Annotated in this window: 14 protein-coding genes and 1 pseudogene; 10 read left to right on the top strand and 5 right to left on the bottom strand. The window is 44.3% G+C overall.

The window, feature by feature from the left end; all coding sequences use genetic code 11:
- Window positions 1–199 precede the first annotated feature (199 nt).
- Window positions 200–403, top strand: a complete 204-nt coding sequence (locus ACKTT2_RS38515) for a hypothetical protein (protein WP_407896382.1) — start codon at window positions 200–202, stop codon at window positions 401–403.
- Window positions 400–663: a type II toxin-antitoxin system RelE family toxin gene (locus tag ACKTT2_RS38510; RefSeq protein WP_407896380.1), complete on the top strand. Its 264-nt coding sequence runs from the start codon at window positions 400–402 to the stop codon at window positions 661–663. Before ACKTT2_RS38515 ends, ACKTT2_RS38510 begins: the two co-directional genes overlap by 4 nt.
- 164 nt (window positions 664–827) lie before the next feature.
- Here the strand turns inward: ACKTT2_RS38510 and ACKTT2_RS38505 are convergent, their stop codons facing one another.
- The gene (locus ACKTT2_RS38505; RefSeq protein WP_407896378.1) at window positions 828–1,103 is read right to left on the bottom strand and encodes a MoaD/ThiS family protein; all 276 of its coding nucleotides are present in this window, start codon (window positions 1,101–1,103) and stop codon (window positions 828–830) included.
- 256 nt (window positions 1,104–1,359) lie between these two features.
- Between ACKTT2_RS38505 and ACKTT2_RS38500 the strand changes: the two genes are divergently transcribed.
- A complete protein-coding gene (locus tag ACKTT2_RS38500; RefSeq protein ID WP_500691416.1) occupies window positions 1,360–6,006 on the top strand; it encodes an ATP-binding protein in 4,647 nt (1,548 codons plus the stop codon).
- Between the two features lie 191 nt (window positions 6,007–6,197).
- On the opposite strand, the gene ACKTT2_RS38495 is transcribed toward ACKTT2_RS38500, so the two are convergent.
- The 3 genes from ACKTT2_RS38495 to iscB all read right to left on the bottom strand — a co-directional run bounded on the left by ACKTT2_RS38495 (window position 6,198) and on the right by iscB (window position 9,743).
- Window positions 6,198–6,473 carry a MoaD/ThiS family protein gene (locus tag ACKTT2_RS38495; RefSeq protein ID WP_155749320.1) on the bottom strand — a complete coding sequence of 92 codons (276 nt, stop codon included), beginning with the start codon at window positions 6,471–6,473 and terminating at the stop codon, window positions 6,198–6,200.
- A 154-nt stretch (window positions 6,474–6,627) separates the two neighbouring features.
- Complete coding sequence (gene thrC / locus ACKTT2_RS38490) at window positions 6,628–7,932, bottom strand: threonine synthase (protein WP_407896373.1); 1,305 nt, start codon at window positions 7,930–7,932, stop codon at window positions 6,628–6,630.
- Window positions 7,933–8,426: 494 nt separating this feature from the next.
- Window positions 8,427–9,743, bottom strand: coding sequence for an RNA-guided endonuclease IscB (gene iscB / locus ACKTT2_RS38485; protein WP_407896371.1), 1,317 nt, complete (start codon window positions 9,741–9,743; stop codon window positions 8,427–8,429).
- Between the two features lie 201 nt (window positions 9,744–9,944).
- On the opposite strand from iscB, the gene ACKTT2_RS38480 reads away from it, so the two are divergent.
- Window positions 9,945–10,133, top strand: coding sequence for a hypothetical protein (locus ACKTT2_RS38480; protein ID WP_407896369.1), 189 nt, complete (start codon window positions 9,945–9,947; stop codon window positions 10,131–10,133).
- Between the two features lies 1 nt (window position 10,134).
- Here the strand turns inward: ACKTT2_RS38480 and ACKTT2_RS38475 are convergent, their stop codons facing one another.
- Entirely contained in the window at window positions 10,135–10,359 is a 225-nt protein-coding gene (locus tag ACKTT2_RS38475) for an addiction module protein (RefSeq protein ID WP_407896367.1), read from the bottom strand.
- Window positions 10,360–11,000: 641 nt separating this feature from the next.
- Here ACKTT2_RS38475 and ACKTT2_RS38470 point away from each other — a divergent pair.
- The 6 genes and pseudogenes from ACKTT2_RS38470 to ACKTT2_RS38445 all read left to right on the top strand — a co-directional run.
- Complete coding sequence (locus tag ACKTT2_RS38470) at window positions 11,001–13,556, top strand: DUF7925 domain-containing protein (protein ID WP_407896365.1); 2,556 nt, start codon at window positions 11,001–11,003, stop codon at window positions 13,554–13,556.
- A 121-nt stretch (window positions 13,557–13,677) separates the two neighbouring features.
- A complete protein-coding gene (locus ACKTT2_RS38465; protein WP_407896363.1) occupies window positions 13,678–14,223 on the top strand; it encodes a hypothetical protein in 546 nt (181 codons plus the stop codon).
- A 165-nt stretch (window positions 14,224–14,388) separates the two neighbouring features.
- Window positions 14,389–15,795 carry a hypothetical protein gene (locus ACKTT2_RS38460; protein WP_407896516.1) on the top strand — a complete coding sequence of 469 codons (1,407 nt, stop codon included), beginning with the start codon at window positions 14,389–14,391 and terminating at the stop codon, window positions 15,793–15,795.
- Window positions 15,792–19,367: a TonB-dependent receptor gene (locus tag ACKTT2_RS38455; protein ID WP_407896361.1), complete on the top strand. Its 3,576-nt coding sequence runs from the start codon at window positions 15,792–15,794 to the stop codon at window positions 19,365–19,367. The genes ACKTT2_RS38460 and ACKTT2_RS38455 overlap by 4 nt, the downstream gene beginning before the upstream one ends.
- Window positions 19,364–22,108, top strand: a complete 2,745-nt coding sequence (locus tag ACKTT2_RS38450) for an isopeptide-forming domain-containing fimbrial protein (protein WP_407896359.1) — start codon at window positions 19,364–19,366, stop codon at window positions 22,106–22,108. The genes ACKTT2_RS38455 and ACKTT2_RS38450 overlap by 4 nt, the downstream gene beginning before the upstream one ends.
- 22 nt (window positions 22,109–22,130) lie before the next feature.
- Window positions 22,131–22,280, top strand: a pseudogene (locus ACKTT2_RS38445) (element excision factor XisI family protein); the annotation flags it as partial.
- Window positions 22,281–22,318: the final 38 nt, after the last annotated feature.

Raw genomic sequence — 22,318 nt, 5'->3', positions numbered from 1 at the left:
AATCTAGGACTCCTATTTGATTTTTGAAATCCATGTAGGGTGGATACTGCCCACGACGTAAAGCTTTTGTGCGGCATAGCCATACCTACAGCTACAGTACCTAGATTTTTGCACAAATCAGATAGGATTGCTATAGGCAGGCTTTATATTACCGTATAAGTAATTTTACTAATCCTAAAAATTGTTAAGAGGTGTAACAATGCAAACTACAACTAGAAAACAGCAGTTATTAAAAATAATTTATGAAAAATTAGAACAAGCTTATGAAGACACTTTAGAAGATGTTATAGAATTATTAGATATTCGTAAACAAGAAGATTTAGAAGATCTTCAAGCTTTTAAAGATGCTAAAAACGAGCCTAAAATCCCTTGGGAACAAGTACAAAAGGAATTAGGATTGTGACTTATCAGGTTGAATTTACTAGTAGAGCATCTAAACAATTAGCAAAACTATCAACAGATTTACAACAACGAATAAAAACCAAAATCTATGAACTAGCAGAAAATCCACGCCCTGCTGGGGTTATCAAGCTAGAGAACAGCGATCGATACCGTATTCGTATTGGTAGCTATCGTGTATTGTATGAAATTGAAGACTATTTATTAATAGTCACCGTTGTGAGAATTGGGCATCGTAGGGAAGTTTATAAAGATGAGAGTTAGGATAGGAGTAGGGCGAATGTATGCAACTATCTAGTGGTTACAAAACAAGCGGGCGAGGACGCCCGCACCACAAGAGTATGAATTTTTATGAAGGTAATATATTAAAATCTCCCTTAAATGACAAAGGGAGACTTTGAGGATTTCCTAGAAATCACAATTAGTCATCAACCACCAGCTACTGCAGGGACAATACTCACTTCATCACCATCTTTTAATGATGTAGATGTTCCATCCAAAAAGCGAATATCTTCGCTGTTGACGTATAAGTTCAAGAATCGGCGCGGTTGTCCGCTTTCATCACACAACCGAGATTTGATACCGGGACAGTTTTTTTCTAAAGAATCGAACAGTTCGGCAATGGTACTGCCATAACATTCTAAGGCAGCTTGGTTATTTGTAAATTTCTGAAGGGGAGTCGGAACTAAAACTTCGACAGACATAGGTGTAGAAAGTATGAAGTATGAAGTATAAGGTGGAAAGTACTAAGTTTTCATACTTACCAACGTACCGCCCATAACTTCTGGGTCGGAACTAACTGGGGCTTTGAACTCAGGTAATCATAATATTTGTTATCTTATGTTATTACGATTTTTCTTCTAGTATAGATGAGAGATAATTTATAAAGTAAACATTAAGATTTTGGAGGTTGGGGAGTAAATATGGTTGGGAGTAGGAACTGTAGCTCAAGAACCAGATATGGTCGATGAATTCAGCTTTGTTAACGACAGTGAGATGGGGGAACTCATCCGAGCGTTTGATTGGGCGACGACGACCGTGGGAAAAGTTGAAAGTTGGTCGTCTAGCTTGCGAATGGCAGTGAGCATCTGCCTGGAATCTGCTTTTCCCATGCTGATTTGTTGGGGAACAGAGTTGGTGCAGTTCTACAACGATCCCTATATACAAATTCTAGGGAGCAAACATCCGCAATCGTTAGGACAACGGATGCGCGATTGCTGGTCAGAAGTTTGGGAAACGCTCGACCCCATTGTTAGAAGTATTCAAGAGACGGGCAAAGCGGTCAAGTCTCTTGATATGCGGTTTATTATTCATCGCTACGGCTATGACGAGGAAACGTATTTCTCGGTTTCCTACAGTACCATTCGGGATGAAATCGGTCAGAGCGGTGGCATTCTTTGCACAGTCACAGAGACAACCGAAAGGGTTTTGGCCGAGCGCCGTCTCCGCACGCTACGCGAACTGGCAGTCAACACCACCTCAGCGCGAACCATTCAAGCGGCAGGGCAAGCGGCGCTCGACACCTTAGCCAGCAATGGCGCTGACATCCCATTTGCCCTGTTGTATCTGCTCAATACTCAGCAAACAATTGCCCAACGCTTAAGTGAGACGGGATTAGCAGCAGACTCTCTACTGAATTTAGCAACCGTTGATTGTCGTCAGGATGTCGTTGGTGTCTGGGCACTCGCTAAGGTGATGCAGACTCTTCAGCCACAATTTGTGAGCAATTTGCGCTCGGAGTTTGGGCTAGAGGCAGCGCAACCGGAATTACCTAATACTGCTCTAATTCTACCGATCGCTGCCCAAACGCAAGAAGGCATGACAGGATTTTTAGTGGTGGGTTTAAGTCCTTACCTACTGCTGAATGAGGAGTATCGCGGCTTTTTAGACCTCGTTGCAGGGCAGGTAGCCACCTCAATTGCCAACGCCCGCGCCTATGAAGAAGCAGCCTCGCGAGTAGAAGCACTGGCAGAACTGAATCGAGCAAAAACTACTTTTTTCAGCAACGTCAGCCACGAATTTCGCACACCCCTGACGCTGATGCTGTCGCCACTGGAGGAGACGCTGACAGAATTAGAGGGAATTTTACCAGCAAAAGCGCGATCGCAATTAGAGATGGTGCAGCGAAATGGAACGCGCCTGCTTAAGCTCGTTAATACCCTTTTAGATTTTTCGCGCATTGAAGCAGGAAGGACTCAAGCAAATTATGAACCAACCGATTTAGCTAAGTATACCGCAGAACTGGCGAGTATTTTTCGCTCTGCTGTTGAGCAAGCAGGACTGCAATTAACTATCGATTGTCCTCTTTTACCGTCACTCATTTACGTGGATCGCGAAATGTGGGAGAAGATTGTATTGAATCTGCTCTCGAATGCGTTTAAGTTCACGTTTGAAGGAGAAATTAATGTTTCTGTGCGTCCCTTTGGCGATCGCGTGGAACTAGTGGTGCGCGATACCGGGACTGGCATTCCAGCAGACGAAATTCCCCGGTTATTTGAGCGGTTTCATCGAGTCGCAGGCGCACGGGGACGTACCTTCGAGGGAACGGGCATTGGGCTATCGCTGGTTCAAGAATTAGTCCACCTGCATGGTGGGGCGATCGCCGTTGAAAGTACTCTAGATGAGGGCAGTGCCTTTACTGTCGGGTTGCCATCTGGAACGGCTCATTTGCCGAGCGAATGCCTACGGCAGGGCGAAGCCCAACGCATCAACAAAAGCCGCACTCAAACCTCCACCGTAAATGGTGCAATGTCTTATGTCGAGGAAGCTTTAGGTTGGCTACCGGAAGAAGGGACTAGGGATTGGGGACTAGGGAATAGGGAAGAATTGTTTCCTAGCCCCTCTTCTGCTAGGATTCTGCTGGTAGATGACAATGCTGATATGCGGAATTATCTGCACCGCATCCTCAGCCAGTTCTATGAAGTGGACGTGGTTTCAGATGGCGAAACCGCATTGGTATCAGCACATAAGCGTATGCCCGATTTGGTACTTAGCGATGTGATGATGCCAGGAATTGATGGCTTTGAGTTGCTACGCCAGTTGCGAGCCGATCCGAAAACTAGTGAGATTCCAATTTTGTTGCTGTCTGCCCGTGCTGGAGAAGAATCGGCAGTCGAAGGGCTGAAAACTGGAGCCGATGATTATTTGGTGAAACCCTTTAGCACCCGCGAACTGCTTGCCCGTGTTGCTGCAAATTTAGAACTTAGGCGATCGCGCCAAGCTGCCGCTCGTCATCGCATTGACAGCGATCGCAAACAAGCTGAAGTTGCCTTTCGCCGATCTGAGGAACGCTATCGAACTCTGTTTGAATCCATTGACGAAGGTTTTTGCGTCATCGAAATGCTGTTTGATGAAAACAACACGCCCCTCGATTACCGCTTTTTGGAAATCAATCCGGCATTTGAGAAACAAACGGGACTCGAACAAGCAGAGGGGAAAACGGCGCGTCAGCTAGCGCCGGATCTCGAAGATCATTGGTTTGAGATTTACGGCAAAGTCGCGCTAACGGGCGAACCCGTTCGCTTCGAGAATGGCTCCGAAGTGATGAACCGTTGGTTCGACGTTTATGCATTCCGTGTTGGGGAGCCTGAGAGCCGCAAAGTTGCAATACTTTTCAAAGATGTCACCGAACGCAAGCGCATTGAAGACGAACGCAAACAAGCAGAAGTTGCCCTGCGAGAAAGTGAAGAGCGGTTTCGCAACATGGCAGACAATGCTCCGTTCATGGTTTGGGTCACCGATCCAACTGGATACTGCACCTACCTCAGCCAAAGCTGGTATGACTTTACAGGTCAAACCGAGGAAACAGGGCTAGGATTGGGTTGGTTGGATGTTGTGCATCCAGAGGACTGCGAGTACTCTAGGAATATTTTCCTAGAAGCCAACAAGCGGGGCGATGCATTCAGACTGGAATACCGATTGCGGCGCAAGGATGGTGAGTATCGCTCTTGCATCGATGCTGGTAGTCCCTGGTTTGGGGGCGATGGTCAGTTCAAAGGATACATCGGCTCGGTGATTGACATCTCGGAGCGCAAACAAATGGAGGAAGCGTTGCAGCTCGGTCTAGATCGCCTTGATATTGTCATTGAAGGCGCTCAAGTCGGGTTGTGGTACTGTGACTTACCACTAGACAAATTAGTGTGGAATGACCAGTGCAAAACGCATTTTGGGCTGCCACCAGATACTGAGGTCTCAATCGACACCTTTTATGAGCAGCTTCATCCAGACGATCGCGAACGAGTACAACGTGTTGTTGGTGACGCCATTGAGGGGCGGGCTAATTACGACGTGGATTACCGCACTGTTGCTCCCAATGGACAAATGCGTTGGATTCGCGCTGTTGGACGAGTGACTTACGATGTTAATCAAATCCCAAAACGTTTTGATGGCATTACTATTGACATTACCGAGCACAAACGGCAGGTAGAAGAACGAGAACACCTGCTGCGACGGGAGCAATCTGCCCGCGAGCAAGCAGAATCGGCAAACCGCATCAAAGATGAATTTCTAGCAGTGCTGTCCCATGAGCTACGCACACCTCTTAATCCTATCTTGGGTTGGACTAGTTTTCTTCGCAAGGGATCCTTGGATGCGGCAAAAACCGCTTATGCATTGGAAACCATTGAGCGCAACGCCAAGCTACAGGTGCAACTGATTGAGGATTTGCTCGATATCTCTCGCATTCTACGCGGCAAACTCAGTTTGAATGTGATGCCTGTCGATCTGAGTGCAGCGATCTCAGCCGCCCTTGAAACCGTTCGATTAGCAGCACAAGCCAAGTCACTGCAAATTCAAACGACAATTTCACCTACGGTTGGAACGATTAGCGGAGATGCAGGGCGGTTGCAGCAGGTGTTGTGGAATCTTTTATCGAATGCAGTCAAATTCACTCCTCAAGGTGGTCAGATTACGATCGCATTAACAATCGCTGGAACTCATGCCCAAATTCAAGTGACCGACACGGGAATTGGCATTAATCCTGACTTTCTGCCTTATATCTTTGAACATTTCCGGCAAGAGGATGGCGCAACAACCCGGAAATTTGGCGGCTTGGGGTTGGGGCTGGCGATCGCTCGGCAAATTGTCGAAATGCATGGAGGTACGGTTCAAGCCGAGAGTCCCGGTGTTGGAAAGGGGGCAACATTTACTGTCAAGTTGCCGTTGTTAGGGAGTAGGGAATTGGGAGTAGGGAGTAGAGAAGACAACTCCGCCTCATTGCCGATTGCCCATTCCCCCCTTATGGGTCTTCGAGTGCTTGTTGTTGATGATGAGGTAGACACTCGCGAGTTAATTGCTTTTGTTTTAGAACAGGCAGGAGCGATTGTCACCTCTGTGCCGTCGGCTCTAGCTGCACTGGAAGTTATAGCCCAGTCCAAACCTGCTGTGCTCCTGAGTGACATCGGAATGCCAGAGATGGATGGCTATATGCTGATGCAACACATTCGAGCAATGTCACCCAGTCAGCAAATTTCAGCAATTGCCCTCACAGCCTTTGCTGGGGAGAGCGATCGGCAACTGGCACTCAGAGCTGGATTTCAGAAGCATATTTCTAAACCAATCGAGCCAGATATGCTTGTGCAAGCGATCGCGAGTTTAATTGGAAACTGACTTTTCACTCGATAGCCATTAGCTATAGCAATTCCCACATTCGTGAGGTATGTAAAGAAAGAATTAACCGCTGATGAACGCAGATGGACGAGGCAGTGCGTTGCGGGGGTTCCCCCCGTTGAAGCACCTGCCGTGCAGATAAATTTGTACCTCAGCAGATTAGGAAACGCTATCTTAGCATTTGTTAAGTATCAACCACCAGCAACTGCAGGCACAATACTGACTTCATCACCATCTTTTAATGGTGTGGATGTTCCATCCAAAAAGCGAATATCTTCGCTGTTAACGTATAGATTCAAGAATCGGCGCGGTTGTCCGCTTTCATCACACAACCGAGATTTGATACCAGGACAGTTTTTTTCTAAAGAATCGAACAGTTCGGCAACAGTACTGCCATGACAGTCTAAGGCAGCTTGGTTATTTGTAAATTTCTGAAGGGCAGTAGGAACTAAAACTTTTACAGACATGGTTAATTGTTAGTGGTTGGTGGTTAGTGGTGTAGGATAGGCGTCTCGCCTGTCATCGTTAGTTGTTAGTGGTGTAGGATAGGCGTCTCGCCTGTCATTGTTAGTAGTTAGTTGATGTTCTACTATTTACTAACCACTAACCACTAACTTATAACTAGACGAGGACTTGTTGCCATTCTAGGCGATCGAGGGTACGAGAACGCTCTAGTGCTCTTTCAAAGCTGTCGAGCTTCGCTTCAATGGTTAAGGGTTCTCCAATGTAGCCCTGTACGGCTTCTTGGGTTTTCAAACCATTTCCGGTAATGTATACCACGGTGGTTTCATCGGGGTCAATCTTGCCTGCTTCTACCAATTTCTTCAGCACGGCAACGGTTGTCCCTCCTGCTGTTTCTGTGAAAATACCTTCTGTCTCTGCAAGCAGCTTGATGCCTTCGATGATTTCGGTATCTGTCACAGACTCAATATTACCACCAGTTTTGTGCGCTATATCTATAGCATATACACCATCTGCTGGGTTGCCGATCGCAATGGATTTGGCTATGGTATTTGGTTTGACTGGTTTGATAAAGTCGCGTCCTTCTCTATATGCTTGAGCAATGGGCGAACATCCTTCTGCTTGTGCGCCGCTAAATTTAACGTTCTTGGCTTCTACCAAACCTAGTTCTACAAATTCTTGAAATCCTTTGTAAATTTTTGTATATAACGAACCAGATGCCAAAGGAGCAACGATGTGGTCTGGTAACTCCCAACCTAGTTGTTCTGCCACTTCAAAACCTAGTGTTTTGGAACCTTCGGAGTAGTAGGGGCGCAAGTTAATATTGACAAATCCCCAGCCATGTGTATTGGCTACTTCGGAACAGAGACGGTTCACTTGGTCGTAATTGCCTTTAACAGCCATGAGGGTTGGGCTGTAGATTAAGCTACCCAAAATCTTTCCGGCTTCCAAGTCAGCAGGAATGAATACACAGCAATCTAATCCTGCATGGGCTGCGATCGCTGCGGTAGAATTAGCCAAGTTTCCAGTACTAGCACAAGAAACTGTAGAGAAACCTAATTCCCGTGCTCTAGTGAGAGCAACCGACACCACCCTATCCTTAAAGCTGAGGGTGGGCATATTGACGGCATCATTTTTAATAAACAGTTTATTCAGACCAAGGCGACGTGCCAAGCGTTGAGACCGAACCAGTGGGGTCATACCAGTTCCCACATCAATGGGATTTTCACTCGACACAGGCAAAAAGTGACGGTAGCGCCAAATAGAGTTAGGACCGGATTGAATTGTTTCACGGGTGACCTTAGACCGAAAGGCGCTGTAGTCATAGGTGACTTCCAACGGACCGAAACAGAACTCGCACACGTGGAGGGCTTTGAGTTCGTACTCCGCACCACATTCCTTACACTTCAAAGACTTAAAAGTGCCTGTGTTCGCTTGGGTATGAGTAGTTGTCGCCTGTGTCATAAGTCCGCCTTCCCTAGATGTCCGTCAACTGTGGTTTTGATAGTAACACGCGCCAAAATACCCGTCAAACATACCCGACATTTTTTATCGGGATTAAAAAACTTAAGCGATATTGGCTCCATCACCCAGCATTAAGTCAGTACCCAGTAATTCTCATCTGAGTAGCCAAATAATGGAGTAAAGCGTAGCCAAACACCATATTTGTTCACTTTTTCAACTTCTCTGTAAAGCTAATAATTTTTTAACTTGCACAGCCGAGAGTCAGCCTAACTTTTGTGGGACGGGCGTCCTCGCCCGTTCTCGTCCATTCTTATAAGCGCAATAGCTTACTATTGCAATCGGCGACGCCACTTCTTAGGTTCTTGAGAACAGTGGGAAATGGCGTAGACAATGACTTCAACTTCATCTAAAAACCTTCGGGAGTGGGGAAACCTTGTAGCTTTAGCTCAAGGAGGAAGCACAACACATATCATTTTAATGGCAGTCTAACTTTTCTAAAATGCATAGCTATACCCATCCTTTGCGTGAATTCGTTTACAATATCTGTGAGAAATTCCTTGAACTAAACCAGTTTTAGTTGAGACATTGAAACTGCCAGTAGCGCGAGTTGCGATTCTGCCAACATATTGACCCATCTTTTTACTACTAGTGACGACTGCTTTAACAATGTCGCCAGTTTGAAAACCAAAGTGAAATTTAGTTCTGGAACAATGACGATTCGGGAATCCATATTTATCAGTGCGACATATTTGTCTTGTTCCGTGACCGTTGGCAGTAATGAACAAAGGTTTGAGTCTTTTGATATCTAGAATTGGGGTTGATTGACCGACACAAGCAGCGTCAAAATAATGAGTTTTGGGTAATCCTTGTTGGGTTCTATTAAACTTTGTCAATCCACCACTTCCTGTTTCTACTGGTAGTCCAGTGGCTTTTAAAATTTCTAGCAGTGCAAATCTAGTTGTGTTAACGGCTGTTGCATCCGCAAGTGGTTGTTTGACTTGTTTTAAGATTTTTTCTAATCTCGCGGAGTCTTTTTTGAGAAAGTCCTTAATATCCTTAGTCCCTTTTTTGAGATTACACTTTTCGCAACTTAAAGTTAAATTTGTTATTGAGTCACTTCCTCCTTTGGCTCGACAGTGAATGTGTTCTATTTGAAGTGGAACGTCTTTTGCATCACAGTAAGCGCATTGCCGATTCCACTTTTCTAGTAGATACTCTCTAGTTTCGTAACCGAAGAGTGTACCTTGCTGATATTCCTTCCCTTGAATATTTGGATGGCGAATTAATTGCATATCAAAGCGTACTAATTCTTGGCTAATTGCTTCAATTGGTGCAATTTTACGCAATCTTTCAACCCAAGTCTTGATATTGTCAACGCGACTTCGTAAACTAGGAGCCAACCAATTTTCTCGACGTTGCTTTGCACATGGTTGTTTGTTGCCTTTTCTGAACCATTCATGCTTGGGTGGTTGGCGATAGCGAGTTTTACGGTTTCTCCGACTTCGCCTAATTTGCTTTCTAGATGTTAAAGCATCTCTAATTTGAAAACCTTTGTGCTCAAGGTGGGCAGCAAATACAACTTCTCCTGTAGCATCGTTAACTAAAGCAATACCCGTTGTTTTTGAACCTGGGTCAATTTTAAATCTTAGGGGAGAGACAGAAATATCTGGTTTAGATTCTTCCAAAATAAGAGTAAAAGGGAATTTTTTATAAACTGCCGCTTTTTTGTTTCGTAATAACTGCCTCGCTTGTGCTGGATGTATTGGGTCTAGTGGTCGAAAGTTTGCGTCAATTAAAAATACTTTGGACATAAATGTCCCTCCTTTCGGGTGATGTTAGCCTCGCCAAAGTTATTGGTCGGTACTATTTGGACAGCACTGGCTTACCCCTTGTAAACCTGTTTAACCATCCAATTTCAGAGCTACAAACTGGCTACGCATCTGTAGGTGAGAACTTTAACTCTTGCCAATAACGTAGTACCTGAGTACTTAAGCTGGTCAACTAACTAAAGTTTGGAGGCACGAAGCCCCGTTACTTTAGTACGGGGTGCTGACGAACAATCTGGTACAGATTGGGGTTGCGTTGAATTGAGACAAGCATCAACACAGCGTAAAAAACTCAGATCCCAAACCAAGTTCACGCTCCTCGTACAAGTCGTAAGCCTCAATCATATCCTGCTCAGCAGCTGGAAGGATGGTTAACTTAAGAGTCATGCTGTTGAAGAATTCTTGCTTTTACGTCTTCCCAACTACTACCTATAGATGGATTTTGTAGGTATTCCGCTTTGCGGCGAGCTAACTCTTGTTTCTGCCAATCTAACACCGGAAGATCTGTGGGAGTATCGGCTATATCATCCCATAAATCCTCTACCAGTTGGAGTTTTTCTGCAATTGAAAGACGGTCGAGTTCAGGTAACATCGGATTCATAGTTTTCTTGTATTTCCTGCACTCCATATTAACGTAAGTTCAATGACTTTAGTGGGCTTTAGCGCTGTCAAGGTGGATAAAAACTTTAGAAAATTGATAGTCTCACTTATTACCTCTGCGTACTTTGCGTCTCGGCGGTTAAATAGATAATTTTTGAACCGTAGAGGGCGCACCAGAGTGCAGAGGTAAGAGGTGAAAAATTGCCCTATACTACTTAAAATATCTTTGTTATGCAATTTTGATGCTTTTGTGGAAAATACGGGTTAATACATACATTTTCCAACAACTTGTTTTCTATAAATTTTTCCATAAGTCCATACTTCTACTGAAGCTTAATGCAGGCATAAAAAGTTACATTTTTGTAAGCTCAATTTCTCTTGATGAGAATCTCCAGAGTCAATGAGCAACAATTTTATGAGGGATGAAGTGTGAAGGATAAAAGATAAATTTTTTATCCTTTACCCTTTATCCTTCATACTTTCTTTGGTCATTTGGGCAATCTACTAAAAATTTATACCTAGACTAAATCCTCAAAAACTTTAACTTTTGAGTGAAACGTACTTGGCAATTTTTCAATCGATAAATTCAGTTCTACCTTAAAACACTAGATTTAATCTAAATTTTCCATTTTCGGGTTCATCATGCCACAAACATATAAACTATTGTTAGGAAAAACCAAGCTCTATCTTTATTTAATTACCACGGGATTATTAGCTCATAGTCTTTTCCAATATGTCACCCCAGTCAAAGCTGAAGGTACAAATGCGGGTCAATCTATTAGCAATACGGCAACTGCTACCTATGAAGATCCTAATAATCCTGGAACCACAATTAACACGACTTCTAACACAGTCGTTGTGACCGTTGCTGAAGTTGCAGGCGTAACCGTAACTGGTTCTGGTACTTCATTTAAAACCGACCAAAATGGGGATAGCAAAATTGGTATAGGCGACTCCGTTTATTATACTTACAACGTCACTAACGTTGGTAACGACCCTACAAAATTTCGCATTCCCGACCAACCTACAGTTACCGGACCCGGACAACTTGATGGGGCAGTACAAATCAGCTACGATGGCGGTACAACTTGGCAAGACGTTGCTGCAGGTGGAACTTTAACTAACTCAATTACACCTGGTGGTTCTGTTTTAGTACGAGTTCCTGTTAAAGTTGCAGATGGTGCAACAAGCGGAAGCATTATATCTGTCAAATTAGGCGATACACCTAGCGATGCTCAAAACCAGCCACGAAGTGAAAATGGCGGTGACCTATATACTGTAGATAATCCTGATGGTACACCGGGTGAAGTTAATGGTGTACCTGTGAATGGGGTACGTGAAGCTAGCGCCACACAACAAGTCACGGTGGATTCAAACCTAAAAAATTACACTCTTGCAACAGTCCTCAAAACTCGCAGCAGTCAAACAAGTGCTGGTGTAGTGGGTCCTGGAGGCGATAATCTCAGCTACGACTTAAGCTTGCGAGTTGAAAACAACGACCCTACAGGTAACGGTATCAGCCCCGCCCCTCTCAATGGTACAACTATTCCCGGTCTTCCTGGTTCCAATATTTTGGTATCTGATGCCATTCCCGCAGGAACTAAATTAGTCAGTGTCAAAGCCCCATCTGGTTGGCAACCCGTTTATACAACCAGCGATGTCTCATCTTTTGATGCCAATCAAGCAACTTGGACAACCACTGCACCATCAGATTTAGCGACAGTCAGACGGATTGGTTTTGTAAGAACTGGAAGTATTGCCCCAGGTACGACAGTAACGGGCTTCCAAATTATTGTTGAAGTTCTTGGTACGCCTGAATCTGTTGTCATTGCTAATATTGCTCAATTGTTCGGTACAACACCTAGCGGATCTCCTGTATATGATGAATCAGGAGACCAAAATCCCAGTAATTTTGATGGTTCTAATCCCCCTGCTGGTACTGATACCAACGGCGATAAAATTCCCGATACCCTTCCTCCAGATAGTGTTGATGATGGTTCGATCGTTCCCACAGATTCCAATAACAATGGAATTCCTGACGAGTTGGAAGGACCGAATGGAACTGGAACTGATACCAATAACAATAATAGTGGTACTGGTCCAGGTGGAGAAGCGAATCTTGTCACCCTCACTGCTGCAGGAGGAACTTCTGTCTTAAACGGACCGAAGGATGCACCAGATGCTGTTGCGGAAAACGATAACAATAAAGATTTCACTAACAAATCTTCACTAGTCCCTGCAGGTACAATCCCCGGAACATTAATCGATCCCGATGGGGTTAGTTTTACCAACACTCTCAAGAATACTGGTACGGGTAGTGCTAACGTCTCGTTGATTCCAACACCTCCCACAAACGCAGGAGACTTACCCGTAAATACACTTGTGACTATCAGTTACGGCAGTTTATCTGCAACCTATAAATATGATGGGACAAATTTTGTGTTCCAGTCAGGGCAAGGACAGGTTAATAACCAAAATGTTAGTGCAACAAATCCTATCCGAATTGACGGAGTTGCAGTTAACGCAACAGCGAATTATGGTGTGGAAGTGAATTTGCCTTCTGGAACTCCACTTTCTACGGATATCAATCGTGGCTTCCCAGTTCCCATAACAGCGTATATTGATGATGCAACGCCAGGATTTCAAGGAACTGAACCCAGGAATATCACCATTGACCGCGTTTACACTGGTTTCTTGAAAATGGTGAAACTATCCCGCGTACTGCAAGGAACGGGTCCCGCAGTTGGTACGGGTCAAGATAATTTTGAGACAACACCTGGTGTTGGGGAGACTTCCAACGATGTCCTTAGAACTCCTGCTTCAGGAAACATCATTGAGTACCAAATTAGATACAAAAACGTTTCAGAACCTCAATCCGGTACGGGTAACATCGTCTTAAATGCTGGCAAGGTGGTTATTACTGAAGATGGCACGACTTGGGATGGAACGAAAGGTAATAACTGGGCTTTAGATAACGATAACAACAACATCATAGATACGAGTCATGTCGTTGGTTCTGCAAAAGATTCTGGTGCTGCAACGATTAACTTCTTTAGTGGTAAACCAGCAACGACTATAGCAGGCGACCAAACCGGGACAACGGTTAATAATGATGTGACTAAGTACGTCGATACTGTAACTGACTCGGTGACACCGGGACAAGAAAGAACATTTACTTTCCAACGTAAGGTGAACTAGGGGATTGGGTATTGGGGATTGGCGATTGGGATTGAACGTTTTAAATTTTCTGTTTATTCCCCTTGCCTTATTTTCCCAGTCCCTAGTCCCCAATCCCCAACAACACAAAGGAGATATTAAGATGAAACGTGTAATATTAGGAGCGATCGCATTCTTAGCGACTGTTCCTGTTCTGAATCAAACAAACTTTGGCTTAGAAACAGCCATTGCCCAAAACACGCAAACAAAGGGACAAGTGCAGTTGCGCTTGGATGCAGAAAAGAGAGTTATCCAGCAAGTACAGGGTCAGCAAACCTCAAGTTGGCAACCATTACAAGGAAAGGCTTTGGTAGAACCAGGAAATATTTTGCGTTACACGGTAACGGCTAATAACAACACTGACAGGAATATTAAAAATCTGATTGTCAATCAACCTATTCCTTTGGGAACCGTGTATGTACTGAATTCTGCTACAAGCAATGTTAATACTGGAGCCAAAATTACTTACAGTATTGATGGAGGACGTAGTTTTGCAGAAACCCCAAACGTTAAAGTTTCTCTGGCAAACGGCAAAGTTGAAACGAAACCTGCACCAGTTACAATGTATACTCACGTTCGTTGGAAGTTTGGGTCATCAATTCCTGCTAGGGGAAGTGTCAAAGGAATTTATCAAGTCAAGGTGCGGTGAGGATTTATGGAATTTGAACCGCACCCCGTAGCAGACGAACGCAGACGAACGCAAAGACTTTTCTATTTTATCCGCGTGTATCAGCGTGCATCTGCGGTTATAAATAAGAAACTCTGGTTGGGATGGTTCGCGATCGCCTATATATTCTGCAACCCAATCTCAGCAATGGCTCAGGCGAAGAACCTCATTAACCAAGCGACATATACTTATACAGATTCTCATAACAACTCTGAATTTCAAGGTATTTCCAGTCAAATTGATATTCAACCCATCCAATTAATTGACCCTCAAGGGCGAATTTTAGGCTGTGGCGGACAACCACTGTCTGATTACAATGGTTTTTCTGTTGGTTTATACGACACTAACCCTAACGATCGCACGGGAACGGAGTTGGGAAGATTGGTTTCTCTGACTCCCACAGAGTTCCCCGATCTTCCTAATAATAATGTTGCCAGAGGAGTACAACCAAATACTACAAACAGTAATCCATATATACTTAAAAATTCTTCTGAGGGTCAGTATAACTTTTTATTAGATCCCAGCAAGGGTCAAGTGACTCCTGGAAAAACTTATATTTTGGTAGTCAATCCCCCACAAAATTCTATCTACTCCCAACGACGAATTAAAATTTCTATTCTCGATAATGCAGGTAATACCCAAAATAATATTGTTCGCTATCTTGCGGCTTCCTTGGACGGTCAGCCTATTAGCATCACGGGAGAAACGAGTTACCAAGGAACTGTGGTTTTGATTCCCAACGCCGAACTGGTGGGACTCAATTTGTTTGCGTTTGAGTTTGACGTAGGAATGTGTCAAACGCAACAAGTACAAATTATTAAAACAGGCGATCGCGCAACGGCAGAACCTGGCGATACGGTCATTTACCGCTTGTCTATTAAAAACAAGAGCGATGTCGAACTCAATAACTTAGTCATTACTGATACCTTACCGCTCGGATTTAACTTTGTCTCTAAGTCTGTACGAGGTGAGTTTGAGGGTAAAGCAGTAACCGTAACCGTAGAAGGACAAGGCGCAACGATTATCTTACGAACCTCAGTACCTATTCCTCCAGGTAAAGTGCTTAATGTTGCCTATGGCGCTCAACTCTCACCCGATTCTGTACGCAGTTCGGGTCGAAATTCTGCGATCGTAAATGCCCAACGCATGGATAACAATTTTGCGGTTAAAGATGGACCCGCAACTCATCAATTAAAAGTCCGACCGGGGATTGTGTCTGACTGCGGCACGATTATTGGTCGAGTTTTTGTTGATAAGAACTTTGATGGCGAACAGCAAACAGGAGAACCAGGAGTTCCTAATGCAGTTATCTTCCTAGAAGATGGCAACCGTATAACTACGGATGTTAATGGTTTATTTTCTGTTGCTAATGTCCTACCAGGAAACCATACTGGAGTCCTAGACCTTAGCAGCCTTTCTGGTTACACCCTAGCCCCCAATCTTTACTTCCGCGAACGAAACAGCCAATCTCGCTTGGTGCGTCTAGAACCAGGTGGAATGGTACGAATGAACTTTGCAGTTACCCCCGCCTTCCATGAGGAGGTCAAAAAATGAAAAGACTGCATTACCGTACTCTTCTGCCATCTGCCCTTTGCCGTCTGCCTTATTCACAATTAATAGGTGTCGTGGCAGGAGCAAGTCTTGTTTTCTGTCCTATTATTGTTAAAGCACAAACATCTCCCCCTTCTCCTGTCTCTCCCTCTCCGACATCTTCCCTATCCTCAATCAAAATCCTCACTCCCACTCCCGATGCTGTTATCGATGTCCCGGCGACAACGATTGTTTTGCAGTTCTCCGTGGATGCGACTGTGGAATTGCGGGTAAATGGCGAGTTGGTAGACCCTTCTTTGGTTGGTCGTACAGAAACCGATTCAACAACCAATTTAGTCACACAAACATGGTATGGTGTTTCTTTGAAAGAAGGGCAAAACACGATCGCAGCGACTGTCCTTGGTGCTAAAGACTCTACAGCAACAATAGAAGTACAAGTTAAGGGAGCGCCAACTCAGATAAAATTAGAGACAGTAGAATCGCGGATTCCTGCTGATGGACGTTCTACAGCTACCATCCGGGGTAGATTGCTCGATGCTAATGGAAACCTGTCGAACCGCGATGCTGTTGTCACCTTAGTTTCAACAGTTGGTGAGTTTATTGGTGCTGACAGCAAATCCGACCAACCGGGATTTCAGGTAAAGGCGCGGAATGGGGAATTTACAGCAACTCTCAAATCTGGCTTGGACGCACAAACGGTACGAATTTTAGCCAAAGCAGGAGAGTTAGAAGCATATACCCAGTTGCAGTTTGAAACTGCATTGCGTCCGAGTATTGCTACTGGTGTTGTGGACGTGCGTCTGGGTGCGAGGGGTACTGATTATTATGGAAGATTCCGCGATTTCCTCCCTATTGATAAAGATAACAGTACTCAATTAAACGTGCGTTCTGCCGTCTTTGCAACTGGGGCAATAGGAGAATGGTTATTTACTGGAGCATATAATAGCGATCGCGCCCTCAATGAAGATTGTAACTGTGACAATCGCCTTTTTCGATCCTATCAATTTAGCGAGCAAGCCTATCCAGTTTATGGTGATAGTTCTCAAGTTGATGTCTTGACGCCTTCGGTTGATAGCTTTTATGTAAAGTTCGAGCGCTCGCCACGTATACCCAACGCTAACCCCGATTATGCCATGTGGGGTGACTATAACACTGAGGAATTTGCCCGTTCTTCCCAACAATTTACAGCCACAACACGTCAGCTTCACGGTTTTAAAGCAAATTATAACATAGGCAATCTTCAAGTTACGGGTTTTTACGGAAACAATGTTGAAGGATTTCAACGGGACACCTTACCTCCTGACGGAACAAGCGGTTATTACTTCCTTTCCAGAAGATTGCTGATACCAGGTAGCGAAAACGTCTTTGTAGAATTGGAAGAACTCAACCGTCCCGGTACTGTATTGGAACGCAAGCAGCTTTCTAGAGGTCCCGACTACGAAATCGACTACGATCGCGGGACATTATTATTCCGCCAACCCGTTTTGCGTACAGATGTAGATAACACGGGACAAGTTCTCGTCCGCCGGATTGTTGCGACTTATCAATATGATAGTCAAGACAGTAAAAGCAACATTTACGCGGGTCGCTTGCAATATAACTTGTCTCGCGAAATCAATCGGGAAAGTTGGGTAGGAACGAGCTATGTCAGAGAAAACCAGGGAGTGCGGGATTTTGAACTTTATGGTGCGGATGCACAGTTGGCTTTAGGTAGTAAAGGCAAGTTGATTGCAGAATATGCACATTCTACCAACAACACGGATGTTGCGGGAGCCGTGAGTGGATCGGCGGCGCGTGTGGAAGCTCAAGGACAAATTGTTAGGGGCTTATTTGGACGTGCTTATTACCGTTTTGCTGATGCGGGATTTGCCAACAACGCTACTACTAGCTTTGTTCCCGGTCAAACTCGATATGGAGCACAACTGACAAGTCAGGTTTCCCGAAGTACTAATGTGAGGGTACAATACGATCGCGAAGATAACTATGGAGTTGCGCCTCGACCGTTAGATACTTTTGAGGAATTGTTCTCCCCAAGAAGTCAAGCCGTTCCTGGAACTCAGGTAGATAACTCCCTCACAACCATTTCAGCCGGAATTCAACAAAGGATAGGCAAAGCAACTGTTGATGTCGATTGGTTACACAGGGATCGTAAAGACCGCTTGGCTATTAATGACCAGAATACCAAATCTGACCAATTGCGATCGCGTCTAACTCTACCCATAGCAAAAAACCTCACCTTCTTAGCACAGAACGAACTGACATTATCCTCAGATACTGACACTGTTTATCCAGATAGGACTATCTTGGGATTAAATTGGGCTGTGACTCCCGGCGTGAATGTGAGTTTAACTCAACAATTTTACACTCGCGGTCAATTTGAAGATAACTCCATCACCAACTTGAGTATTAACGGCGAACACAAACTTGGAAAAGACACTACCTTAACAGGACGTTACTCCATTTTAGGGGGTGCAAATGAAGTCACCATGCAAGGTGCGGTTGGATTAAACCATCGCTGGACAATTTCACCTGGATTGCGGTTAAACCTTGCATACGAACACGTCTTTGGTGATTTCTTTGGTCGTAACGGGGCGGGAGTGCAGTATGCTCAACCCTTTGCAGTCGGTCAAAGTGCATCTGCATTAGGCTTGTTAAGCGGAGATAGTTATAGTGTTGGTTTAGAATACACCGACAATCCCAAATTCCAAGCAAGCGCCCGGTACGAACACCGCACCTCCTCTAGCGGTTCCAACACCGTCATTTCTGCTGCTGCAGCAGGTAAACTTTCCCCCGCCCTGACAGCACTCTTCCGCTATCAACAAGCAAATTCTGCCAATCAAAAATTGATAGGGTTAGGAGATACAGCCAATTTGAGACTTGGTTTAGCGTATCGCGACCCCAACAACGACAAATTTAATGCTTTGTTGCGTTACGAATATCGTAAAAATCCATCAACAATTCCCGACTCAATTCTTTTAGGTAGCGGTACGGGAGCGGAAGACCACACCTTTGCTACAGAAGCGATATACGCGCCTAACTGGAGATGGGAATTTTACGGAAAGTATGCGCTTCGCAACAGTACTTCTTACCTAGCACAGGATTTGATTGGGGCGACGACAACAAATCTAGCACAGCTGCGGGCGACTTATCGACTGGGTTATAGTATGGACTTGGTAGGAGAAACTCGTTGGATTCATCAAAAGGATTACACGGAAACGGGCTTTGTTATAGAAACAGGCTATTACTTAACTCCCAACTTGCGGTTATCTGCAGGTTACGTGTTTGGCAATATTGATGACCGCGATTTTTCTGGAACTCGAAGTGCGGGAGGTCCTTATTTGGGTTTAACTTTAAAGTTGAACGAACTATTTGATGGTTTTGGCTTGCAAAAAGTCCCTCCTCGCCAAGATAAAGAATCTACAGTACAAACCGTTACCAACAAGCTGAAGAAAGCAAAAGCGGGAACAGTGCAAACCGTTACAAACAAGTTGAAGAAAGCAAAAGCGGGAACAGTACAAACCGTTACCAACAAGCTGAAGAAAGTAAAAGCGGGAATGGAGGGGAGAAGAATATGAAGAAAAGATCGCTTTTATTCTCGTGTTCGTTATTATATGGCTTATGCTTTGGAATACAACCAGCCCAAGCCGAAGGTTCCAAAGAGTTAGTCTCTCAAGGCGGACACAGACCTTATTTGGAATGGTCGCCAAATTTAAGCACTGCAAACATTAAGCGTATTACCTTGCTGAAAGTCTATGTTCAAGTCGGGGAGACTGTTAACCTTGGTTCTAGCGTGCATGAAAGTGACAAATCGTTTAATGGTCAAGATATTGTCTATCGCAGTCCTTCTGGACAAAAGGGATCTTGTGACATACTAAGTACGGGTTTTGGTTTTATAGATACGTTAAAAAAAGAGCAAGCAGGACCATTACCAAACGCTCAAGGTTATACTCCATGTAAGTTTGTCGCTACAGAAACAGGAGTGTATGAAGTCGAGTTTCATGCACCTGAATTAGGAAACGACCAAAAAAATCCTCCAGTTAAACCGACGGCAGGACTAAGCGCGGATTTTCCTACAGACAATACTCAAGCATCAACTGTCGCCGCCTGGGATATCACAGTCAGAGATTCTCAGGGAAACGTAAAACCGGGGCGAGTTTTTACCAATTACCTTGCTTTTAACCTTGGGTCAAACGGTTTGTCTCTGAACTCGGACTTCTTCATTCAAACAAAAGATGGTTACCTTTACCGAACAGCAATGAATAGGGTAGATCCATTTGGCTTTATTTTCTTTGCAAATAGTCGTGGATATAAAGATGGCGACAGTACGCTTTATCGTTCTACACGCGCTGCTGGTAATACTCTCGCTCCTTTTTTAGGAGGGGTAGAAGTACAGCGACCGGATGTACCCGATACCCCAACTGATATTACTCATTTAGTCTTTATCAATAAACCCGACTTTGCCACTCTTGCGTCTCTTGGTATTCCTAGTGCGCCATTAATCCCACCAAAACCGACTAACTTTAAATTTACTGGTAAGAATGGAGCGAGTGGAAATCAAACCTTTGTTGGGGCGGGAGGTCACTTTAGCTTTGATTCGAGCAGTTCGGGTAGTTACGAAATTATTATTGATACTGATAATAACAACATTTATGACCCCAGTGTAGATAGAGTCTTACAAAACGTATCTCTTCCTAGTAAGAGTGTTGTCTTATGGGATGGTAAGGATGCAAACGGTAACAACTTGCTTCCTCGTCCTAACAATGCTCCTTATAACGCCAGAATTAGGCTGCGTGCGGGAGAATACCACTTCCCCATGTTAGATGCTGAAAACAATCCTAGCGGATTTATTATTGAAATGACGAATGCGCCCGGTCCGTTTCCTGCAGGTATTGATAAGTATACTGTTTACTATAATGATGACAACTACAAAACTAAAAATGGAACTGATGTTGACTTAAGTGAACCTGGAACCTCAACAACTCCTCGAAATGCTAGCGTTGGGATCGACAGTACATCGGGACAGCATGAGTTTAGTGGTGGTTACGGAGATTTTAAAGGCATAGATACTTGGACTTACTATCCTGGTGAAGCTGTCGTTGCGGATTTAATTATTACAGCTCAAAATCAGGCGAACGTACAGGGTACAAAATCTGCACGGTTTTTAACTGATACGGATGGCAGTGGGAATGTTACGGTGGGCGATCGCATTCAATATACTATTACTTATTCTAACCTAGATCCAGCCAAGAGCGACGCGACTGATTTTGTCATCAGTGACTCATTACCAGCGCAGTTAACTTTTGTAAGTGCAGAAATAACATCTAAAACATCTGGTAATAATATTACCCTGAACTCGGCTTACAAGGGATCTGGTGCTTTAACGAATTCCGGTACTTTGCGAGTTGGGGATACTATTACCGTCACGGTGACTGTTACAATTAACAACCATAATAACGGAACTCCCATTAGCAACCAAGCGAGTGCTAGTTTTAAGACACCTGATAGTACCGCAACAATTGGAACTGTCTTCACCGATGCTAACTCACCCGGTGCAACAACTGACCCACCCACTGTTGGTAACCCATTCCCACAAAAATCAGATGATAGTGTCGAAACAGGTAATGACCCCACTAAGACGGGTGATGACGATCCCACCTTATTGACTGTTGTTCCTACTGTTCCCAAACCAAATATATTATTAGTTAAAAGAATTACAGCTATTAATGGTTCCACCACTTCCAAAGGAGGGGATAATTTAGGGGGTTATATTAATGAAGCGGCTAATCCTTACGATGACAACGATATAGAACCAAATCTCGCTCCCAAGCCTCCTCAGTATCCTACCGTCGATACGAATGCATGGCCAAACCCTAGTAGTTTCCTAATTGGCGGTGTCAATGGTGGAAACGTGAGTCCTAATAATGAATTGGAGTATACTATATATTTCCTGTCTGCTGGCAATTCACCCGCTCCGAAAGTCTTGCTGTGCGATCGCATTCCCGATAATACCACTTTCATCCCCACTGCTTTTAACAGCGTGTCTTCAGCACCTGGTGGTGTTACTGGTGCTGACAGAGGTATTGTGCTTTACCACAATGGGACAGCAGTTTCCCTGACAGATGTTAAAGATGGTGATGCCGGACAATACTTTCCACCAGGAGTAGACCCCAAAACCATGTATCCTAAGATTGAATGTGGAGGAGCTAATAGTAATGGTGCGATCGTCGTTAACTTAGGCGATGTACCCAATGCTACAGGTTCCGGTACGCCTCCTAGCTCCTTTGGTTATATCCGCTTCCGAGGAAAAGTTAAATAATTTTGTACGATAGAACTGTTATATAAAAAACCAGAAAATATGGCTTCAATATAACGGTACGGAAATTGACTTTGCAGAGGAATTAAGCAAACATGGCGTACCAAAAACAGATATTGTGATTGGATTTCATTCACCATTTATGCGAAAATTTACAGAATATGCCATTACTTAATAATTTCACAAATCATGCACTGTCCCTACCACCGATGT

It is taken from the genome of Scytonema hankhaensis NUACC26 (assembly GCF_045865695.1).
Lineage (GTDB): Bacteria > Cyanobacteriota > Cyanobacteriia > Cyanobacteriales > Nostocaceae > Scytonema.
The sequence above is the reverse complement of the archived record's forward strand: the minus strand, read 5'-3'. Positions and strand labels throughout refer to the sequence as shown.

Excerpts from the sequence above, each read along its gene's own strand:
- ACKTT2_RS38515 (WP_407896382.1), top strand. The coding sequence starts at position 200 with ATGCAAACTACAACTAGAAAACAGCAGTTATTAAAAATAATTTATGAA.
- ACKTT2_RS38475 (WP_407896367.1), bottom strand. The coding sequence starts at position 10,359 with ATGAATCCGATGTTACCTGAACTCGACCGTCTTTCAATTGCAGAAAAA.
- iscB (WP_407896371.1), bottom strand. The coding sequence starts at position 9,743 with ATGTCCAAAGTATTTTTAATTGACGCAAACTTTCGACCACTAGACCCA.
- ACKTT2_RS38455 (WP_407896361.1), top strand. The coding sequence starts at position 15,792 with ATGAAAAGACTGCATTACCGTACTCTTCTGCCATCTGCCCTTTGCCGT.
- ACKTT2_RS38465 (WP_407896363.1), top strand. The coding sequence starts at position 13,678 with ATGAAACGTGTAATATTAGGAGCGATCGCATTCTTAGCGACTGTTCCT.
- ACKTT2_RS38470 (WP_407896365.1), top strand. The coding sequence starts at position 11,001 with ATGCCACAAACATATAAACTATTGTTAGGAAAAACCAAGCTCTATCTT.
- ACKTT2_RS38460 (WP_407896516.1), top strand. The coding sequence starts at position 14,389 with ATGGCTCAGGCGAAGAACCTCATTAACCAAGCGACATATACTTATACA.
- ACKTT2_RS38495 (WP_155749320.1), bottom strand. The coding sequence starts at position 6,473 with ATGTCTGTAAAAGTTTTAGTTCCTACTGCCCTTCAGAAATTTACAAAT.
- thrC (WP_407896373.1), bottom strand. The coding sequence starts at position 7,932 with ATGACACAGGCGACAACTACTCATACCCAAGCGAACACAGGCACTTTT.
- ACKTT2_RS38450 (WP_407896359.1), top strand. The coding sequence starts at position 19,364 with ATGAAGAAAAGATCGCTTTTATTCTCGTGTTCGTTATTATATGGCTTA.
- ACKTT2_RS38500 (WP_500691416.1), top strand. The coding sequence starts at position 1,360 with ATGGTCGATGAATTCAGCTTTGTTAACGACAGTGAGATGGGGGAACTC.
- ACKTT2_RS38505 (WP_407896378.1), bottom strand. The coding sequence starts at position 1,103 with ATGTCTGTCGAAGTTTTAGTTCCGACTCCCCTTCAGAAATTTACAAAT.